Annotated in this window: 13 protein-coding genes; 12 read left to right on the top strand and 1 reads right to left on the bottom strand. The window is 61.1% G+C overall.

Going from position 1 to position 19,240, the window contains the following annotated elements:
- Positions 1-15 precede the first annotated feature (15 nt).
- From AC1DCM_RS00885 to AC1DCM_RS00845, 9 genes are all read left to right on the top strand, one after another.
- Positions 16-1,770 carry a dipeptide/oligopeptide/nickel ABC transporter permease/ATP-binding protein gene (locus tag AC1DCM_RS00885; RefSeq protein ID WP_442016883.1) on the top strand — a complete coding sequence of 585 codons (1,755 nt, stop codon included), beginning with the start codon at positions 16-18 and terminating at the stop codon, positions 1,768-1,770.
- On the top strand, positions 1,767-2,600 hold the full coding sequence (locus AC1DCM_RS00880; RefSeq protein ID WP_131134378.1) for an ATP-binding cassette domain-containing protein: 834 nt from the start codon (positions 1,767-1,769) through the stop codon (positions 2,598-2,600). Before AC1DCM_RS00885 ends, AC1DCM_RS00880 begins: the two co-directional genes overlap by 4 nt.
- Before the next feature lie 539 nt (positions 2,601-3,139).
- A complete protein-coding gene (locus AC1DCM_RS00875; protein WP_477516972.1) occupies positions 3,140-4,477 on the top strand; it encodes an MFS transporter in 1,338 nt (445 codons plus the stop codon).
- A 43-nt stretch (positions 4,478-4,520) separates the two neighbouring features.
- Entirely contained in the window at positions 4,521-7,016 is a 2,496-nt protein-coding gene (locus tag AC1DCM_RS00870) for a glycoside hydrolase family 78 protein (RefSeq protein WP_131134379.1), read from the top strand.
- Positions 7,016-9,346, top strand: coding sequence for a glycoside hydrolase family 3 N-terminal domain-containing protein (locus AC1DCM_RS00865; protein ID WP_442016885.1), 2,331 nt, complete (start codon positions 7,016-7,018; stop codon positions 9,344-9,346). The genes AC1DCM_RS00870 and AC1DCM_RS00865 overlap by 1 nt, the downstream gene beginning before the upstream one ends.
- Before the next feature lie 347 nt (positions 9,347-9,693).
- A complete protein-coding gene (locus AC1DCM_RS00860; RefSeq protein ID WP_131134381.1) occupies positions 9,694-10,686 on the top strand; it encodes a LacI family DNA-binding transcriptional regulator in 993 nt (330 codons plus the stop codon).
- Between the two features lie 162 nt (positions 10,687-10,848).
- The gene (locus tag AC1DCM_RS00855) at positions 10,849-13,284 is read left to right on the top strand and encodes a glycoside hydrolase family 2 TIM barrel-domain containing protein (RefSeq protein ID WP_442016886.1); all 2,436 of its coding nucleotides are present in this window, start codon (positions 10,849-10,851) and stop codon (positions 13,282-13,284) included.
- Positions 13,285-13,344: 60 nt separating this feature from the next.
- Positions 13,345-14,130: an SDR family NAD(P)-dependent oxidoreductase gene (locus tag AC1DCM_RS00850; protein WP_442016887.1), complete on the top strand. Its 786-nt coding sequence runs from the start codon at positions 13,345-13,347 to the stop codon at positions 14,128-14,130.
- Positions 14,131-14,421: 291 nt separating this feature from the next.
- On the top strand, positions 14,422-15,012 hold the full coding sequence (locus tag AC1DCM_RS00845) for a TetR/AcrR family transcriptional regulator (protein WP_442016888.1): 591 nt from the start codon (positions 14,422-14,424) through the stop codon (positions 15,010-15,012).
- A gap of 120 nt (positions 15,013-15,132) precedes the next feature.
- On the opposite strand, the gene AC1DCM_RS00840 is transcribed toward AC1DCM_RS00845, so the two are convergent.
- Positions 15,133-15,804 carry a TetR/AcrR family transcriptional regulator gene (locus AC1DCM_RS00840; RefSeq protein WP_442016889.1) on the bottom strand — a complete coding sequence of 224 codons (672 nt, stop codon included), beginning with the start codon at positions 15,802-15,804 and terminating at the stop codon, positions 15,133-15,135.
- A gap of 132 nt (positions 15,805-15,936) precedes the next feature.
- Here AC1DCM_RS00840 and AC1DCM_RS00835 point away from each other — a divergent pair, with 132 nt between their 5' ends.
- The 3 genes from AC1DCM_RS00835 to AC1DCM_RS00825 all read left to right on the top strand — a co-directional run bounded on the left by AC1DCM_RS00835 (position 15,937) and on the right by AC1DCM_RS00825 (position 19,195).
- Positions 15,937-16,164, top strand: a complete 228-nt coding sequence (locus tag AC1DCM_RS00835) for a hypothetical protein (RefSeq protein ID WP_442016890.1) — start codon at positions 15,937-15,939, stop codon at positions 16,162-16,164.
- 25 nt (positions 16,165-16,189) lie between these two features.
- Positions 16,190-17,986: a sigma-54-dependent Fis family transcriptional regulator gene (locus AC1DCM_RS00830; protein WP_442016891.1), complete on the top strand. Its 1,797-nt coding sequence runs from the start codon at positions 16,190-16,192 to the stop codon at positions 17,984-17,986.
- 261 nt (positions 17,987-18,247) lie between these two features.
- Positions 18,248-19,195: a C-terminal binding protein gene (locus AC1DCM_RS00825; protein WP_442016892.1), complete on the top strand. Its 948-nt coding sequence runs from the start codon at positions 18,248-18,250 to the stop codon at positions 19,193-19,195.
- Positions 19,196-19,240: the final 45 nt, after the last annotated feature.

Genomic DNA, 19,240 nt, shown 5'->3' with positions numbered 1-19,240 from the left:
GGATCGTTTGCCCGTATGCTCAGAAACCCACTTGGCCTAGGGGCACTTGTCCTTCTGACCGCTGTGGTCATGCTCGGGTTACTGGAACCTGTGCTGAGCGCGCACGACCCAAATTTCAGTTCCCTGACGGCGGTCAACACACCGCCTTTCTCCCCGGACTACTTACTCGGTGCTGACCAGTACGGACGCGACATCTGGTCACGCAGTCTGGTCGCAATCAACGTCTCCGTCATTTCAGGGCTGCTCGGGGCAGGTGTGGCAGTATCCATCGGTACGGTGTTCGGGCTCATTTCCGGCTATGTAGCCAAACGCACAGACGCAGCCTTGTCCTGGCTGTTCAACCTGGTCATGACCTTCCCGGCACTGATCCTTGTCATGATTCTCTACCCCATCACCGGCGGCGACTACAAGATCATGATGGGCGTCTTCGGGATCTTCATCTCGGCTGGCATTTTCCGTCTGGTCCGCAATCTCGTCCTCGGCGTGCGGAACGAACTATACGTGGACGCCGCGCGCGTAGCGGGGCTCTCCAACGTCCGCATCCTTTCCCGTCACGTTCTCTACGCCGTTCGAGGCCCCATCATCATCGCCTCCGCGTTTCTCGCCGTCGCCTCCATTGGCATCCAGGCAGGCCTGGCATTCCTTGGGCTAGGGTCCAGCCAGCTACCGAGCTTCGGCTTGATGGCGGGAGCTGCGTTCTTGAACATTTACCAGCATCCAATTCAGATGCTCTGGCCCTCCCTCTTCCTGGCCGTCATGACCGGCGCTTTAGTGATGCTCGCCAACGCCTACCGGGACTCCCTCGCAGCTCCAAACGCCGTACCCAAGAAGCCGCGCACGCACACAGTAGTGCCGCCAATAGAAGAGACTGGTGCCACTGATAGCGCTGCAAGCATTGATGGCAACCAGGATCAAGCCAGAAGCAAAGGCAACCTGCTGACGGTTCGAAATCTTCGAGTCGAGTATCCGCAGGCCGATGGCACCTACAGGAGTGTCGTCAAAGGAGTGTCGTTGGACGTCAACCTGGGTGAAGTCGTGGGTGTCGTCGGAGAATCCGGGTCAGGAAAGACCCAGACAGCCTTCTCCATTCTCGGCCTATTGCCCCGCCAAGCCCGGGTCAGCGCCGATTTACTCGAAATTGCAGGCGAACCGATTTCCGCGCAGGATGACCGCACACTACGGCGCATGCGGGGCAGTGCCCTTGCATACATTCCCCAGGAGCCTATGTCGAACCTGGATCCGTCCTTCACCGTCGGTAGCCAACTCATAGAACCCCTGACAGCTGGTATGTCGAAGAAAGAAGCGCGGGCCACCATTCTGGCCCTGCTGGCTCGGGTCGGCATTCCCGATCCTCTACGAACCTTCAAGTCCTACCCTCATCAGATATCCGGTGGCATGGCCCAACGCGTCCTTATCGCCGGGGCTGTTTCATCGCGGCCAAAGCTGCTCATCGCTGACGAACCCACCACTGCCCTGGACGTGACGGTGCAAGCTGAGATCCTTGACCTTCTGCGTGATCTCCAAGGCGAGTTCGGCATGGGAGTCCTCTTGGTAACGCACAACTTCGGGGTTGTCGCCGATCTCTGCAATCGAGTGGTTGTTATGAAGGACGGGGAAATGGTGGAGTCGGGCGACGTGAGATCTATCTTCCACGCGCCGTCCAAGGAATATACCCAACAACTCATCGCCGCGATTCTGGATGAGAACACGACCCGCTCTGACCCGCCCGCAGCGGCGCCGTCTGCACTGAACAAGGAGCATGCTCGATGAGCAACCCACTGCTAAAAGTCTCCGACCTCCGTCTCCGATACCCTGGCACCGGGTTCCGCACAGCGTCACCGGAGGTGCTCCGCGGCGTTTCCATCGAAATCACCCCCGGTGAGACGCTCGGCGTCGTAGGGGAATCCGGCTCGGGAAAAACCACCCTTGGGAGGGCGGTATTGGGTCTCGCTAGACCGACCGGCGGAACGATTAAGTTTGACGGGCGCGACATCACCCACATGAACCCCCGCGAACGGCGACCCCTCGCCCGCGACATTCAGGTGATTTTTCAGGATCCGTACACGTCCCTGAACCCCTCCCTTCAGATTGCTGACATCCTCACTGAGCCGCTCATCGCCCAAGGAACGTCCTCACAGGCGGCTCGCAACTCCGTGCGGCAACTGCTGGACTCGGTCGGACTGCCGGCTAACGCCGCCCAACGCTACCCGAAAGAGTTCAGCGGCGGGCAACGGCAAAGAATTGCTATTGCCCGAGCTGTGGCTCTTAAACCACGCCTTATCGTGTGTGATGAACCCGTTTCGGCTTTGGATCTGACCACCCAGTCACGAGTGCTCGATCTACTCATCGACTTGCAACGCCAAACCGGCGTCGCCTACCTGTTCATTACGCACGACCTGTCAGTGGTACGGCATATCAGCCACCGCGTCACGGTGATGTATCAAGGCGAATTGGTCGAGACCGGTCAAACCCCAGAAGTCACCACCAACCCGCAGCACGAATATACACGGAGCCTGTTGCTCGCCTCGCCGACAGCTGACCCCGACCGCCAAGCTGAGCGACGTGCTGCACGACGCCTCCTTCGTTTGGCGAACTCCTAGTCAATAATTCATATGTAGGTTGGGGCGCCAAGGGCAGTGGGGAGCGGCCCGCATGGTGGTTGCGAGGGCCGCTTGAAGGGGTGGCGCCCGGTGTTGGCTGCTGGCGAGTCTTTAGCGACTGCAATGGTCAGACTGAAATGCGCTGGATGGGTGTCGCATGACGATTGTGCGAGCAGGAGCGTGGCGGTGTCTAAGTTCGAAGCATCGGCAATGGTTCAGGTTCACCAATGCCGGGCACAGGTGCGCCCAGAGAGGAGCGGGCTACTCCAGCCTGGCGTGGCGCAGGTTCTTGGCGTGCGGTCTTCCCACCAACCCCGCATCGCCGGCGGGTCGCTGCTGTGGCAATTGTTGCATCGAGGCGAAAGGCCATGCTCGTTCTGCCGGCCGCGCTTCACCGGTGTGGACACAAAGGCAAAAGACCTCATCGCAATGAATCGATACAAAGTTACTTGCGCGTGCTAGCTCTGCGGGTGTACGCTCTCGTAAGCCAGCTCACAGTTGTGCATCCTTATTAGTAGACATTGACGATGGAGTCTTCGATGGCAATACGCCCAGGCGATCTTCCCGCCGCCCCTCAGCCTCTGCCGACCGCGCCGGGGGCGCTGGCGGAGGTTATGCAGAACGCACCGCAACCTCCGGCTGAACAGAAAGCCAGCACCTCGTACATCTGGTTCCAAGTACTGGGTCAATTCGGTGTATTCGTAGCATTCATCACGCCTCTGGCGATTTCATTGGCCATTCGTTTGGCGGAGCTGGCGCCGGGCCGTGACGAGTATCTGGGATACATCACCGGCGCTGGATCCTTGGTAGTGATGGTCACAGCTCCGCTTCTGGGTGTGCTCAGCGACCGAACGCGCTCACGAATTGGACGTCGTCGTCCGTTCATGATCGGCGGCATGCTGGTGGGCATCCTTTCACTCTTCGTTATGGCGATGGCACCAAGCGCGCTGGTTCTCGGCATCGGCTGGGTCCTCGCGCAGCTCGGCTGGGGTCAAGTCCTTCAGGCCCTGCTGACATCCATGGCCGATAAGCTATCGGAAACCCAGCGAGGGAAAGTCGCCGGCCTTGCAGGTTTCGCCACCCAGGTGGCGCCCGTTGTAGGTGTTGTAATCGCTGGCAGCTTCGCTGCTGATGCGCTTCTGCTCTTCCTGCTGCCCGGTTTGGTCGGCGTGATCTTTGTGACCCTCTTTGTGTTGTTCACGAAGGAAAACGACACCCGAAACGCCCGGTTCGACGAGAAACTGTCCCTGGGTACGCTGTTCAGCAAGTACCTGTACAACCCCCGCTCGTACCCGGACTTCTCATGGGTATGGCTTGGCCGGTTCCTCTTCTACTTCGGTCTTACCTTGAACACCACGTTCACGGCGTTCTTCTTCGCTAAGCGTCTCGGCGTCAGTGTTGCCGATTCCGCACCCATCATCGCCACCATCAGCCTGATCGGGATTGTTGCTACAACCGCCGGTGCCATTGGAGGCGGATTCCTCTCAGACAAGCTGCGTCGCCGGCGCGTCTTCGTCCTTTACTCAGGTGTTCTTTTCACACTGGGCACGGTTGTCATGGCCGTTGCCTCCGACTTCACTCTGCTGGTGACTGGTTCGATGATCGTGTCTGCGGGAATCGGCATGTTCTCGGCAATCGACCAAGCCCTCATCCTGGATGTTCTGCCGGAGAAGGACACCAACGCCGGACGATTCATGGGCATCATCGGCTTCGCAGTGTCGATCCCGCAGGCAGTTGCACCCTTTATTGCACCGGCATTCCTCGCAATCGGAGTCGTAGCGGGTGGCGAAAAGAACTACACCCTGCTCTACCTCATCGCCGGCGTCTTCACCCTCATAGGCGGCATGGTGGCCATGCGCGTCCGCTCAGTCCGCTAACCCAACCAGCCAGCCAATACCCAGCGTTACAAGGAGTTCCACAATGACCGCCGACTGGTCCGCATCTTTCATCACCCCCAAGCATTCAACAGGCGAACCCGGAGAGCCCGCTTCGTATCTTCGTCGTGAATTCGAAGTACCCGAACTGCCGGTCAAAGCAACGCTCCACAGTACAGCTGTAGGCCTGATCGAAGCGCACGTCAACGGGAACGTTGTGGGAGATGAGGTCTTGACGCCCGGCTGGACTTCTTATCGCCATCGACTCGTTGTCAGCAGCCACGACGTCACGTCGCTGATCACCCCGGGAGTCAATGCGCTGGGCGCAATTATGGGGGAGGGGTGGGCGCTGGGACGCCTCGGCTGGGAGGAAAAACGCAACCACTATTCGGAGCGGCCAGCCGCCTGGTTGCAGCTTGATGTGGAGTACGCCGACGGCCGGACAGAACGGATCACTACAGATGGTTCGTTCCGGGCCGGAACCGGTGCTGTGCTCGCGAACAGCATTTACGACGGCGAAACTTACGATGCGCGTCTGGAACCCTTCGGGTGGGACAAGCCTGGGTTCGACGATTCGCAGTGGGCCGCTGTTGAAATCTTCGACTGGCCGCTCGAAGCACTCGTGGAGCCCACAGCTCCGCCCATCCGGCGGATCGAAGAGCTGGCTCCCGTGGAAATCCTGACAACGGCCTCAGGGCGCACCGTGGTGGACTTCGGCCAAAACATCTCAGGTTGGGTACGGCTCGACGTCCAAGGTCCAGCCGGTACGACAGTGACGCTTAAGCACTCGGAGGTGATGATTGCCGGCGAAGCGGACTTCGAGACGATCCGGACAGCAGCGGCCACTACCCGGTACACGCTGCGCGGAGAAGGACGCGAAATCTGGGAGCCCCGCTTCACGTTCCATGGATTTCGCTACGTCGAGATCGACGGTTGGCCCGGAGTGTTGACCTCCGAGTCTCTGCGGGCCGTTGTTGTCCACTCCGACATGACCCGCATCGGGTGGCTCGAGACATCAAATCCGTTGCTGAACCAGCTGCACTCCAACGCGGTCTGGTCCATGCGGGACAACTTTGTTGGCGTCCCCACCGACTGTCCCCAGCGCGACGAACGCCTTGGCTGGACCGGTGACATCAACGCGTTCGCCCCCACTGCGGCGTTCCTCTACGACGTCCGCGGTGTCCTCGGATCCTGGTTGAGCGACCTCGCCGTTGAACAAAAGGAAAGTGGCTATGTGCCATGGGTTGTCCCTGATGTGCTCTCCACGCCATCTTCCCCGACGGCGCTGTGGAGCGATGTCGCAGTCAGCCTTCCCTGGGCGCTCTACAGGGAATATGGCGATGAACAGATCCTTGCGGACGCTTATGGTTCGATGACCGCCTTCATCCGTCAGGTTGCCGGCCTGCTGGATGACAACGGATTGTGGAGTACTGGCTTCCAGTACGGTGACTGGCTCGATCCGGACGCACCGATCGACAACCCGGCCGGTGGTAAAACCGACAGGCATCTTGTCGCTGCAGCCTACTTGTGCCGCACCACCCGGGAGATGGCTGACACCGCAGCCATCCTCGGACACGAGGCAGACGCCGTCGAATTCAATGCCCTTGCTTACCGCGTCCGCGGAGCGTTCCTGGACGAGTTCGTCAGCAAGACCGGCAGGGTTGTCAACGAGACCGCCACAGCATACGCATTGGCGATCACCTTCAATATTCTCGACGACACCCAGAAAGCGCATGCAGGTGACCGGCTGGCGGAAATCGTAGCCCGCGCCGGCTACCGCATCTCAACAGGCTTCGCCGGCACGCCGCTGGTCACCGATGCCCTCTCTGTCACAGGTCACCTCGACGAGGCTTACCTTATGCTTCTGGAAACGGGCTGCCCGTCCTTCCTGTACCCGGTGACGATGGGCGCCACCACCATTTGGGAGCGTTGGGATTCGGTACAGCCTGACGGGACCATCAACCCCTCCGGAATGACCTCCTTGAACCACTACGCCCTCGGGGCGGTTGTGGACTGGATGCACCGAACCATTGGTGGGCTGAACGCCGTCGAACCTGGCTACCGACGCATGCGAATCGCACCCCAACCGGGCAAACATCTCACTTCCGCAGACCTGAAACATGTCACCCCGCACGGGGAAGTGCGCGTGAATTGGAGCGTGAAAGAGGGCACAGCCCTGCTGGACGTGGCCATTCCGGAGGGGACCAGCGCCGAGGTGGTCCTGCCCCTGCACCCGGATGGGCTGAGAGTAGAGATTGCAGCTGGTGAGCATCAATGGAGTTATGCGGCTGAAATTGCCTCGGCCCGGACCACCTTTGACCTGGACTCAACCATTCGCGAGGTTGCCGAGGATCCGGCCGCATGGCGGCTGTTCAGCAACACCTTCGCTAGCCATTACCCCGGTGTTCCTCTGGACGGCAAGGACCCGGAAGCCGCTGCCATGTCCATCCGCACGCTGCTCGAATACATCCCCGGTGCCTCGGACCAGTTCCGCTCTGACCTTTCAGAGTCACTGGCAGCTGCATCGAACGGAGACAACTGATGACCCTCCACGACGATGCAGCCGGCGCCACCAAACAAGAACGAACAGAGGACCCATTGCCTGTACTGCCCTTCCGTGAATCCACACTGCCAGTGGAGGTCCGCGTCAAAGACCTCCTTGGCCGGCTCACTCTTGAGGAAAAAGCCGGTCAGCTGACACAGTATTTCTACACCGGGGACGGGGAGCCGATTCCGGACGATTTTGACATCGAGTCCCTTCCCCCTGAGCACCGTGTCCACATCAAGCTGCCGCAACTGATTGAGGAGGCCGTAAGCGCAGGAAAGGCCGGTTCCCTTCTCTTTATCCGGAACCCGGAACTCGCGAACCGCCTGCAGCGCCGCGCTGTAGAGGACAGCCGGTTTGGCATTCCGCTCCTCTTTGGGTTCGACGTCGTGCATGGGTGGCGGACCATTTTCCCCGTGCCAATCGCCATGGCTGCTACTTGGTCCGAAAATGTGATCGAAGCGGCGCAGACAGTGGCAGCACGGGAGGCCCGTGCCGCGGGCGTGCACTGGACTTTCGCCCCCAATGTCGACATTGCCCGGGACCCTCGCTGGGGACGCATCGTCGAAGGAGCAGGCGAAGACCCTGTCCTTGGTGCCGCCGTAGCCGGCGCTAACGTGCGCGGCTTCCAAGGTGACCTCGGCCCCGAGCGGATTCTCGCCGGGGTGAAGCACTTTGCAGGCTACGGGGCGGCCCGCGGGGGCAGGGATTACGACGACGTCGACATCTCCGACGCTGAACTTTGGAACGTGCACATCCCGGCGTTCCGCGCCGCTATCCACGCCGGGACGTCGAACGTGATGAGCGCCTACATGGACTTCAACGGGGTTCCAGTCTCTGGAAACCGCCAACTGCTCACCACCATCCTTCGGGACCAGCTCGGCTTCGATGGCTTTGTGGTTTCTGACGCAAACGCCGTGCGGTCTTTGGAGACGCAGCACTTCGCCAAGGATCAGGCAGATGCCGCCGTGCGAGCGGTGACGGCGGGCCTGGATATGGAAATGGCCATGATGGAACCCGCGTACACACGGCTTCCGGAAGCAGTCCAAAACGGTACCCTCAGTGAGAACGTGCTGGATGCCGCCGTCGAACGCGTCCTCACTGCCAAGTTCCGGCTGGGCTTATTCGAGAACCCCTACACTGAGGAATCTGCCACAGAGGCGGTCCTCGCTGCGCCAGAGCACCGCGAACTGGCCCTGACCGTTGCTGAGCAGTCCATGGTGCTGCTCAAGAACGATGCGGATGCGCTTCCCCTGGATGGCGAATCCCTTCGCAAAATTGCTGTCATCGGCCAACTGGCCCAGGCCTCACGGGACGCTCTTGGACCTTGGGTCTTTGACCATGACGTGACGGAGACCGTGACCATTGTGGACGGTCTCCGCTCGGCGCTGGAGGGGTCCGCAGAAGTGCTGCACGAACCCGGAGCGGGTATTCCTGAGCGTTTTTACCCCACGCCTTTCGATCAGTTGGACACCTCCATCGAGCGGACACCGGATGATTACGACGACGACGCCGCGATCGATCACGCCGTGGAGCTCGCCTCCAGTGCCGACGTCGCAATCGTGGTTGTTGGCCAGCGGCAGAACCAGATTGGCGAACGGGCGTCCACAAGTACGCTGGATTTGCCGGGTCGCCAGCTTGAACAACTGCAGCGCATCCACGACACGGGCACCCCTGTGATCCTCATTGTCATGTCTGGCCGGCCGCTGGACTTGCGATGGGCGGATGAGCATATCCCTGCCATCGTTCAGACGTGGTATCCCGGTACCCGGGGCGGGGACGCGGTGGCCCGTACGCTGCTTGGCGCTGTCAGTCCGGCAGGGCGGTTGCCCTTTACGTGGCCCCAACACGTAGGTCAGGTGCCGCTTATCTACTCCCATCACCGGACCTTCGAACCGGAGCATCAGCAGTCCCGCTACTTCGAAGGATCCAATGCGCCGTTGTATCCCTTCGGCCACGGCCTGTCCTATGCCAGCTTCAAGTACGGCAATCTCTCAACCGGGCAGGCGGCAATCGCCCGAGGCGATGTTGTTACCGTCAACTGCGACGTGACCAACGTGTCGGACCGGGACGCCGATGAAGTGGTCCAGCTGTACATCCACCAACGCTACGGGACCTCCTCCCGACCCGTCCGGGAACTCAAGTCCTTCCAGCGGATCTCGCTTAAGGCAGGCGAAACCCGCACCGTGGAGTTTGAGCTGGGACCGGACCAACTCCGGTACTGGAGTGCAGCCACCCGCGACTACGTTCAAGACGCTACAACGATCGATATCTGGGTCGGCGGAGATTCCGAGGCTGACCTGGCGGCAGTACTGGAAATCACGTAAGCCGTTGCTTCGACCTGCGGAAGGTCCGGGACCGACAGAGCCCCGGACCTTCTTTTCCGTGCCCTGTTCCTGTTGTTGGTCGCGGCAGGGCCAATTGTTAAGGGAACGGATAAAAACCGAGATCCTCGATTAACCCTCTGCTGCGAAACAGCCCGAGCTGGTGCAGACAGTTTGCTGCGGTGTTGCCGTTTCGGCTTGATCGTGGGGTTGCCGTAGTAACTGTCGTCAGCGCTTCGGCCTCGCCAAAAGACATCATTGCTGCCTCGCTTCGGCCAAGTCATTGAAGCGTTGTCCGGTGCGCTCCACGACAGAAGGGGGTACTAGCTCGCGCAAGGTACGATTTTTGGATGAGCACGGAGAATAAAGGCCGTAGAGTTACCGCAGCGGATGTCGCGAAGTCTTTGGGTATTTCCAGGGCTACCGTGGGTTTCGTCCTGAATAAAACGCGAGGCCAGACCATTTCGGAGGCAACCCGTAAGCGGGTCATTAACGAAGCTGCGAGGCTCGGGTATCGTCCGCACACGGCCGCTCAAGCTTTGGCCCGGGGTCGAAGCCGCATCATCTTGTTGGTCCTTCCCGATTGGCCTCTCGAATACAGCATGCGCCGTCACATCGCCGAGGCCTCCGGTTTTCTGGAAGAGGCCGGGTACTCTTTGGTCACCTACACAATTCACGAAACATCCAGGCCGCTGTGGGAGTCCCTTGATCCGGACGTCGTTATTGGGCTTCTCCCGTTCTCGGAGGAGGAAGTGGAATCGATACGGGCGAGTGGTATCACCAACATTGTCCCGGTTCCGGATGCGCATACGCCCGCCTGGCAGACAGGGCCGAGTATTGTCGCGGGGCCGGAACTGCAGGTGGAGCACCTCGTTGAACGCGGCCACCGCAAAATAGCTTTCGCGGCGCCCGGAGACAACCGTCTGCGCTCCTTTGGTGAGGCCCGTCGCAATATCGTCACCAACAAGGCGCTGGAGCTTGGTCTTGGTGAAGTGGATTGCCGTCAGATCGACCGCCAGGACGATTCGCCCCAGGTTGCCGTCCGAGAGTGGGTGAATGCGGGTGTGACCGGGGTGGTTGCCTTCAATGACGAGATCGCGGCAGTTGTTACCAGTGCCGCATTGCGCCAAGGCCTGGCGGTCCCCGGTGACCTTGCTGTCATCGGGCATGACGATGACCCGTGGGGCGAGATTCTTGTGCCCGCACTCTCGACTATCCGTATGGACGTCGAAGGACTGGGCCGGCTGTTGGCACTGACAGCACTGAACGCCGTGGACGGCAGGGACGTGCCCCAAGGGGAGCCCAATGCGGTGGCCACTCTCGTCCGACGGGCGTCGACCTAAAACACCGCCTGGCCTTTGTGCGGCCCGTGTGGAGCCGATCGCAGGGCTCGCGATCTGAACTTCTGATTGTGCCGGCATATCGGCGGCGGCACCTACTTGCGCGTGCTAGTCTTTTCAGCACACACCAAGAAGCACCTCTTACCGCCTCGACGATGGAGTCTCATGCCCACCGAAGCTATCAACCTCATTGACTGGGAATTCGCCAATACCAGTGCTGGCTCCTGGACTTCAGTCAGGCTCCCGCACGATGCCATGATCCACGAGACCCGCACACCTGACGCGCCCGGAGGTGCGGATGTGGCCTACTTCCCCGGTGGCTTCTACACATATCGGACCACGTGGAGTGCTCCGAAGGATCCGGCTGCTTGTGCGGCACTGCGCTTTGAGGGTGTCCAGGGCGACGCCACGGTTACCGTCAATGGCAAAGCAGTGGGTTCCATACGCGGCGGGTACACCGAATTCGAGTTCGCAGTGCAGGACCAGGTCCTTTGGGGTGCTGCCAATGAAATCGTCGTCACCGTAGATAATTCACTTCAGCCGGGAAGCAGATGGTACCCGGGCTCAGGGCTATATCGCGGAGTTTCCGTTATTCTGCGACCTGCCCTCCATTTCGCCAATGACGGTCTACGGGTGCGCACGCTGGCCCTCACGGCCAAAGCCGCAACGCTCGAAGTGCAATATGACCTGAACACACCCCACGACGCTGCAGGCATCTATGTGGAATTGTTCGACGGCGGCACTCTGGTCGCCGCCGCGAAGGCAAATGGAGCGGCGGGAACACTAGATTTGCACGTCCCGAACCCCAAACCCTGGAGCGCAGAAACACCGCACCGCTATGAACTCGTGGCAAAGGTTTATGCAGCTGAAGGGCTGATTGATGAACGACGCGAGAAGGTGGGGCTCAGGACGATCACGGTTGATGCCCAGCGGGGCCTGCGAATCAGCGGAGTCAGCACTTTGCTTAGGGGTGCGTGCATTCACCATGACAATGGAATTCTGGGCGCCGCTACGCACCGGGCAGCAGAATACCGGCGCATCCGGTTATTGAAGCAGGCGGGCTTCAACGCTATCCGCAGTGCCCATAACCCGATGTCACGGCACCTCCTGGATGCCTGCGACGAATTGGGCATGTACGTCCTGGATGAACTCGCCGACTACTGGTTCGCTTCCAAAACCCGGTACGACTCGGCAAGCAGGTTCCGGGACACCTGGTCCGAGGACGCGGACCGCATGGTGGAAAAAGACCGCAACCGCCCGTCGGTCATCATGTATGCCGCCGGAAACGAGATCCCGGAAACTGCAACGCCTGAAGGGGTCACTGTGGCCCGGGAGATCACGGAATACCTGCATCGTTTGGACCCGGACCGGCCGGTCACCCTTGCAACGAACCTCTTCCTGAACGCGATGGTGGTCTTCAAGCAGTCCCCTTACAAAGAAACTCCTGAGGCTGAGGGCGAGACATCGCTGGCCGGAAGTACCGAAGCGAATGTTTGGATCAACCAGATCGGACGCATGATGGACCTCGTTTCGAGGCTCCCACAGGCGGACAAGGCATCCAAGGATGGGTTCGCTGCAGTTGATGTCGCGGGTTACAACTACGGCCTGGCCCGGTACAAGCGGGACCTGCGCGTCTACCCGCAGCGGGTGATTCTCGGCTCGGAAACGTTGCCCGGGGACGTTGCCCGCTCCTGGCACTTGGTGGAGGAAAACACCGCGGTCATAGGGGACTTTGTGTGGGCAGGCTGGGAGTACCTGGGCGAAGCCGGAGTCGCGGTTTGGGTTCCTGGGAAACGAGCGGGCTTTTCCAAGCCCTATCCCCACATCCTGGCGGGCCCTGGCATGTTCGATCTCATAGGCCAGCCGGACATCACCCTGCGCCTGGCGCAGGCTGCTTGGGGTGTCCTGGACGCCCCGGCGATCGGTGTGCGACCCCTGGACCGCAGCGGAGTGCCCATGGTGCGGTCGGCATGGCGCGTAACAAACGCCGTCGAAAGCTGGTCGTGGCGCGGGTGCGAGGGACGCAAGGCAGAGATCGAGGTCTATTCAGCCGATGACCATATAGAGCTATTCCTCAACGGCCGCCGGATCGGGCGCCGCAGAGCCGGCCGAAGCCGGGGTTACGTCGCCAGGTTCACAGTGCCATACGAGCCGGGGTCGCTCACCGCTGTGAGCTACCGAGGCGGCAATGAAGTTTCCAGGACCACCCTTCAAAGCGCCGAAGGCCGGTTGGGCCTGCGTCTCACCGCTGGTAGCGCGGACGTCGCAGCGGACGGAGCTGACCTGGTTTTCGCGGAACTGGCCGTCGTCGGCGCCAACGGTCAGGTGGAGATGCTCGGCGACGAGGAAGTGCGACTGACTGTCACCGGTCCGGGTGAACTTATCGGTTTCGGGACCGGAGCACCGGCGCCAACTGAAGCATTTACAGGCACCACAACCACCACGTATCGCGGCCGCGCGCTCGCCATCGTGCGCCCCACCGGGGCAGCTGGAGCCATCACCATCACCGCACACGCACAGAATGCCGGCTCAGCCGAGCTGGTTGTCCAGGCAGTCGTTTCAACAGCTACGCCTGCCCTTTTGGAGCCGTCGCTCCGCTAAACCCCAACCACGCATGTAACGAACGGCCGGGCATTCCGGTGGAAAATCGAAGGAGAACACATGAACCGCTATGAAGGACGTCGAGTACTCGTTACCGGTGGAGGGTCGGGGATCGGGCAGGCCACAGTTCTGCGCCTGCTTTCCGAGGGAGGGACCGTGGTTGCTGCCGACATCTCGGAAGCAGGCTTGGAGGACACCACGACGGCGGCTGTTCACCTTGGCGGGCAGCTCACAACGGTGGTCATGGATGTCGGCAACGAAGCGTCCGTGAATCACGGCGTACGTCAGAGCACGGAGGTTCTGGGTGGGCTGGATGTCTTAGTAAACGCTGCAGGGATTCTGCGCTCTTCGCACACAGAGGCGACATCGCTCGAACAATTCGAACAAGTCATCCGGGTGAATTTGACAGGGACTTTCTTGGTCATCAGACAAGCCGTTCCCCATCTCAGGGCCGGCCGCGCAGCCGCCGTGGTGAACTTCTCATCCACATCGGCAACGTTCGCCCACCCTTACATGAGCGCATATGCAGCGAGTAAAGGTGGCATCCAATCGATGACCCATGCACTCGCGTCTGAATATTCAAAAGACGGTATTCGCTTCAATTCCGTGCAGCCCGGCTCCATCTCGTCGGGGATGACGGACGGGTCGGGGCAGAGCAAGCAGAATCAGGGTCCCGGCCTCCCCGACGATATGGACTACAGTTTGGCCAGCAAGCTGGTCCCAGCGCTCGGAGAAGGATTCGCCGGACCAGAAGCTGTTGCCAGTGTTGTCGCCATGTTGGCCAGCGATGACGGTAAATTCATCACCGGCACCGAAGTTCGCATCGACGGCGGGACCCACTTCTGACGCGTGGTCTGTCCGGGAATTCGGGTACTCACCTCTATGACGTACCTTCCACCCCGGGGCCGGTCAGGGGCACCTCTGGATCCCCGGACCGGTCTCACGCTGCAGGTCATCGACAAGCTGCCACATTTTCGGCGTAGCGGCTGAGTAGGAGATGGCTCGCGCCGCACGTTGGCTATTTGGACCAACGGGCCAGGCGTGAGTGAAAAATTCCCTGGTCCCGCACGCGTCCAGGGGCGGCGTCACGCCCATTACCGCTGAAATCCAATAGTCCCATCAACAAGGACTCTGATCATGAATCGACCCTTTAGTCTGCGCCCATCGTCGAAGCAGCGAACCGTTTCCGCCGAAGAACCCGGTGTCGCCGAACGAGTGATGAATGCGTTTGAGTCCATCCTCGTAAAGGCGGGCGAGCGGGCTGCCACTCTGGAAGCTGTGGCAAAGCTCGCTGGCGTATCGAAGGGGGGCTTGCTCCACTATTACCCAAACAGGGAAGATTTGGTTTCTGCACAGCTTGAGCGCTTTGATGAATTGGTGCTGGAAGACATCCGCGCCATGAAGGCAGCCGCCGGAGGGGCGGTCATGCACTTTCTCCAAACTTCTCTTTGGAGCAATTCGCCCTTGGACAAAGCGTTTGTGGCCGTGAATCGCCTTGCGCCCATAGCACCCGCTGAGACGCAGCGCAGGCTGGCCGACGTCCAAAAGCAGTGGCTAGAGGTCCTGGAAGCAGAAGTCGGCCCAGACCTTGCCCTAGCGATCCGTTATATAGGAGTCGGCTTGTTTTTCAACGCCGTGTTCCACCATGGCGAACCAGGCAACCGGCATCGCCGGGAAACCGATGTGGCCGACTTGGTAAGTCTTTTGCGAAATGTGCGAGGGTTCTAATCCTGGGTGCAGGTGCGCGTCCTTCACACGCCCCGAAGGTCCTGCTAACGGCGTGGTGCTGCATGCGAGCCGCTGGTATCACCGGGACACACGCGCGGCTGGGGAATGAGCAAGGCAGCCTTACGACGCCAAAGTCCTCGCGGTCTGGAAGTCGACGGCCAAAATTGCCCGGGACAGGGTGACGGCGCGGTCCGCTAGCGTTTCAAGCTCGGCGTCGGTGCAATCGGCGGGGGCCCAGCGCGTGGCGCCCTCCAGGAGCGTGATCACCACCCGCACGTGCTCCGCCGGATTAGGACAGCCCATGTCGCGGGCAGCTGCCTCGTACATCCGTTCGTGTAGCGTCACCCAATCGTCCACCTGTGCTCGGAGATCCTGGGGCAGGACTTCTGCCATCCTGTCGGTGGCTACGAGCAAATCCCACAGGTTGCTTTCCGGGAGCCGCACCTGTCGCGTGAAGTGAAGCCTCACCATGGCGTCCCAGAACTCGTCCGCATTTGTGGCCGGCGCTACCGCCTCAAGCAGGGCGACGCCGAAGCGGTGGAAATGCCAGCGGAGCGATTCGGCAACGATTTCGTCCCGGCCGTCGGGGAAGTGGGAGTAGAGGCTGGGTGGCTTGATGTTGACCGAATTTGCGATGGTCCGCATCGAGACAGAGTTGAAGCCGTTGGCAATGGCGAGCTGAAGGAACGCCTCAAGAATGTTCTGCCTGGCGGCTTTCTGGCCCGCCCAGTTCCACTCCTCGAGTCTAGTCTGGAGGGCTGCCTTCGCGGCTTCGTAGGACGTCATGCTCATAATCCGCCATCCTAACAGTCGTTAGGTAAATCGGGATGAGCGCTTCCCTAACGTCTGTTAGTTAGGTAGTCTGGAAGTGGCGTGGAGCACATGCACCCACCAACCCGGATGGTTTGAGCGGAAGAGCAAACAATGGTCACCGAAAACACGAGCCTGGGGGCCCCTCGGAACAACAACACCATCATCCTCGGAAGTGGTCTTTCGGGAATGGTTGCCGCGTACATCGGCGCACGTGCGCTGGAGGAAAACGCATCACAAGATGAGAACTGGACCGCCGAGCGGGTGTTCCGTCCCAAGCTGCCGAGGTGGCGGCCACGAAAGTCCAGGCCAGATGGATCTGGCCCGGCGTTGGCGTCCTGAACCGCATACTCAGAGAGAACCTCCCATGTCTGCAGAAGTACTGTCACCGTGGCCGAATGAAACCCCACGTGAAACCAACCGCGTCCGCGAGCTCTTCCTCATGCAACCCCAAACCGACCTCAGCGGCATCCGTCCCATGGTGGCCCGTTCGTGGTACCGCAGCCGTGCTGCGGGCGTCGATGCCTTCGCGGACCGCGGGTTCTACGACGAAGGGCGGGTGGACGAGTACACGATCGCGGCGGCGGGACCGCACCTGCAGAAACTGGATGAAGTGGCTGCCGACTTGGGCGGCTACGTCAACATCACCGCCCCTAACGGTGTCCTGGTCAAGGCCAGCTTCCTGCGGGATGACGGATTCCCCGCTGGGTATTCCCTGCTGGAGGAGAGTTGCGGAAGCAATGGCGAAGGTTTGGCCCTGGAAGAAGGGCGCGGCATCTGGCTGGCCCCGGAAGAACACTTTCGGGAGGACATGAGGGGCAACTGGTGCTTTGCTTCCTTGGTCCGGGACCCGTTCCATAACCGTGTGCGGGCCGTGATAGGTCTGACGCTCCCGGCAAACCGGGTCAGCACGCTGGAACCATCATCGACCCTGCTCATGCTCGAAGGCGTCGCTTCCCGGATTGAGCGCGACATCGAAGTCCGCACCTCATCGAAGGAGCGGGCACTGCTCAGTGAGTACCTCAGGATCTCACGCCGAAGGGGCAACCGGGCGGTCATTGCCGTCGACGGTAAAAACGCGCTCCAGAACGCATCCGCGACTGCCACGCTGGTGGACAGCGACTTTTCGATCATTTCCGGTTATGCCAAGGCCGTTATGGCGTCCGGCCGCGACATGAACTGCGAAGTTATGCTGCAAGGGCCGGGGCGTTCCACGCTGGAAATTTCACCGGTAACGCTTTCCGCGGCCAACGTCGGAGCAATTGTGGTGGTCCGGCCGCACGCGCCCGCCAAGGAGCGGGCAAACGCCGCCGCCGGTGCTGCAATAACGCTGGAATCGGCGCCGCAAGGAACTGCGGATCGCTTATTGAAGCACGTGGACGGCACCAGCACGGAGTTTAAGCGAACCCTTAACCTGGCGCGGAAGGCTGTGGACCAGGACCGGTCCGTGGTGCTGATCGGTGAATTGGGCAGCGGGAAATTGCGGCTGGCCGATGCAATCGGGTCACTGCGGGGTGGCCGCGCGATAGTTGACGCACGCAACGGTGACCTCAGGAACCCCAACTTCAGGGACGTCCTGCACCGGGTGGCCACGGAGCTTCCAGCCACGTTGATCGTGGAGCACGCTGACGAGCTCTCACAGAATGAAGCAGTCGAGATCGCCCGGAACCTTCGCGGCCATTCCACCACCAAGCTGATCTTCACCATTACCCGCCCCACGGACGCGACCCTGCTGCTTTCCGAGGCGTTCGACGTCCTTGAAATCTCGGTGGCACCACTTCGCAACAGGAGGGAAGACATCCCACAGCTGGCGAATGCGATTGCCGGGGAGATGGGGGAGCGGCGGCTTTCCCGCAGGCTGCTCACGACGCTCACGCAAGCCGACTGGCCACGTAACATCGACCAGTTGAGGGCCGTCGTCTCCAACGCCGTGGAACGGGCAGGCGGTGCCGAAGTAACAGTGGATGACTTGCCACAGGGATTCCACCGAGTCCTGACGAAGGGTCGGCTTTCCCGCCTGGAAGACGCGGAACTCAGCGAACTGCGCACGGCGCTCCAGGAAGCAAAGGGCAATCGCAGCCTTGCCGCGGAGACCCTGCAGATCGGGCGCTCCACTCTGTACCGGCGCATGGACTACTTCCGCAGCCGCGGCTTCGACCTCTGATTCCACGCAGGCAGCAGCCGACCTCCTAAAGAGGCCGGCTGCTGCGCGCTGCCCAGGCGGCGAAAGCCGGACGGCGGGTGGCCGCTTGTGCTGCCCGGCCCTCCCCAGTCGGTGGGACACAGTGTCCCACTGTGGTGTCTCGATATGGCACGGATGGCCGCCGCGATATCGCGTTGTACTGGAAATCACCCGGCACCGGCACCCGTCCCAAGGAGTGTCCGGCAGCGACCGAGGGTACGAACACGAACAGGACGACTGACTATGACCCGCGATGCCCAGGGAACCATTCTTGTGGCCCCTCACCATTTCCCGGACCTGGACCGTGAGCACGCGCTCGCGGAGGAGTTCGGCTACACACTCAACCCCGCGGCAGACACCGATGCCTTCCGCGAAGGGCTTCCCGAAGCCGACATTGTGATGATCACGCCCTATGCCAAGCTCACTGCCGCCGACTTCCCGTTGATGAGCAGGTGCCGTGCAGTGATCCGGTACGGAATCGGCTACGACAACATCGACGTCGCCGCGGCTACCGAAGCGGGTATCCCGGTCTCGATCGTTCCGGGCACGGCCTCGGAAGAAGTCGCCTCCCATGCCTTCGCCATGGGCCTGGCGTTGGCCCGCCGCCTACCTGCCGGAAACGCCGCCATCGACAACCTTGGCTGGGCCGGAACCATCGGCTACGACACCCCTGTCCTCTCCGAGCTTGAGGTCGGCGTACTGGGCATGGGCCGCATCGGGCAGCACGTGGCCCGCATGTACTCGGCTGTTGGAGCCCGCGTCCGCGCCTACGATCCCTTTGTCACGGAGAGTTTCGTGGAGATGACCGGGCTGCAAGACATCTTGGAGAATTCCGACGTCGTCTCCCTCCACCTGCCGCTGAACAACGAAACGGCGAACCTCATCTCCACCGAAGTGCTCGTCAAAATGCGCAAAGGCACGGTGATCGTCAACGTGTCCCGCGGCGGCCTCATCGACGAAGCCGCGCTCGCGGAGGCACTAGTCTCCGGACACATCGCAGGCGCCGGCATCGACACCTTCGCCCAGGAACCACTCGGGGCCGAACACCCCCTGCGGACGGCGCCAAACGCCATCCTCACGCCACACATCGCATGGCGTTCCAACCGGTCCACGGGCGCCCTGCAGGACGGTGCCGTGGAGCGCGTACGCCTCGCGCTAACCGGCCAGCCGCTCATCGACCTCGTGAACTGAAACGACTCGTGAACTGAAACGACTCGTGAACTGAAAAGACTGGAG

It is taken from the genome of Paenarthrobacter sp. 10N417, assembly GCF_056394745.1.
Note: the sequence above shows the minus strand (reverse complement) of the source record. Positions and strands in the feature narration are given on the sequence as shown.